Annotated in this window: 2 protein-coding genes; both read left to right on the top strand. The window is 50.0% G+C overall.

Annotation, left to right across the window (positions count from 1 at the left end):
• Positions 1-143 precede the first annotated feature (143 nt).
• Positions 144-1,124 (top strand): hypothetical protein, encoded by a 981-nt coding sequence (locus tag BM252_RS30770; protein ID WP_139236836.1) that lies wholly within the window; start codon positions 144-146, stop codon positions 1,122-1,124.
• Complete coding sequence (locus tag BM252_RS30775; protein WP_139236837.1) at positions 1,125-1,331, top strand: hypothetical protein; 207 nt, start codon at positions 1,125-1,127, stop codon at positions 1,329-1,331.
• Positions 1,332-1,570 lie beyond the last annotated feature (239 nt).

Raw genomic sequence — 1,570 nt, forward strand, 5'->3', positions numbered from 1 at the left:
CGTGGAATGGGTGTCCAGTTTGGCGTGGAAAACGCAATCTACCCAACAGAAGCTCCTGCAATTCTGTTCATCACTGACAATTGCTCAGAGCCTCTTCTTGGTTGGAGTACAATTGCTCATCGTCAATACAGTCACTTCATGAAATGTTAGAATTCCTGTCCGCATTCCTCTCAAAAATAGACCCCCAGACAATTGTTGCCGTGCTAGGTTCTATGGCGGCAATTGGGGTAGCTCTTACCTCGAAACTGGGGAGACGATTGGCTAAGGACATAGCGAACGGGGTCTTCATCCCGTCGATCGAGGTTGTCGATTCGGCTAAGCAGATGGACGCAATACAGCGTAAGCTTGAAGAGATATTCCGCTTGGCGGAGGATAAATCAGGCCTGCTTCCATCGAGTGTCTCCGATAAAAGTGAGAAGCCTACGGAGGCCGGCGCTGAGATAAGCGGTACAGACCGGCTAACACGTCCGGTGCGCGTGTACATGTCCGAACCTAGTGTGTCCAACTTACAGGCAACCATAGACGCGGTACTGATTTCCAGAACCAAGAATGACGTGGATATGCCCATTGACCAACTTTGGGAAATGAGCCGAAAAGTCGCTGACGAGGACACTCGCCGGCGCCAACAATCAGATCTGGAAGCGTCCGTTAATCAACAACTCGGGAGCGCCGCAAGCATCCGTCGCGCAATGCTCAATCTTTTTGTGCTTTTCAATATCAGTCTCCTGATTGTCTTGCTATTCAACGTTTCCCAGGTCTTGGCTAGTAAGGAAGTTATTTTAGGTTTGTACGTCTCAATGGCAACGTTCATTGTTTACGTGTATCGCTCGTCGAATGCTCGCGTACTAATTCTTCTGGCAGTAAAGGAAGATCTCAAGCGATATCACGACGCTCAAAAATATATCCTTCGCTTTGGATCAAAACCGCCGACAGAAAAGGATGTTGACGTACTTAAATTGCTGCTACTAAACCGTGTAGAGCGAGAGGGAAATAGTGAACACCCCTATGAACTGGTCTTAAAGGGCATAAGCAACTCAAACATTTTGTTCAAGGGGGGCAAAGTGGCGACATCTGGTTTGAAAGACAAGCCATCCGCACCAAGAAAACCGTCCTCGGCGGAGTAAATGAAAAAGGTAGCCTTGAAAATTTTTATCGGTTTTCCCATAGTGCCTTTAGCTGTTCCTCACGGGTTGAATCAGATCGATTTTCTGGACGAAAGACTTCAAGCATCCGCCCTCAATGATGAACACCGTCGTGTGATGGAGACGTCCACCGAATCCGTTGCCGCTGCCGATACTGCTCCGCATGAACGTTCTTCTCGCCAGCGATAACCCATAGTGGCTCGAATCCAGCTTGGTCAAGGCGCTCCGGAAAATAGTCGCGAGACACCACTCCGGCTCCGACACCGCGCGTGTGTAGAGAAGGGTTTTGCCACCGAAGCACACCTGCGGCGTCAACAAATTCTAACGTCTCGATTTACCTGATTATGTTCTTACGTCAGCCTTTCCCTGCACCATCCATTTCGGGCACGGCCTCGTCTGCGCCAGCGCGACCGCCAGTCGCGGCACCA

This window comes from Rugamonas rubra (assembly GCF_900114705.1).
Classification (GTDB): Bacteria; Pseudomonadota; Gammaproteobacteria; order Burkholderiales; family Burkholderiaceae_D; genus Rugamonas; species Rugamonas rubra.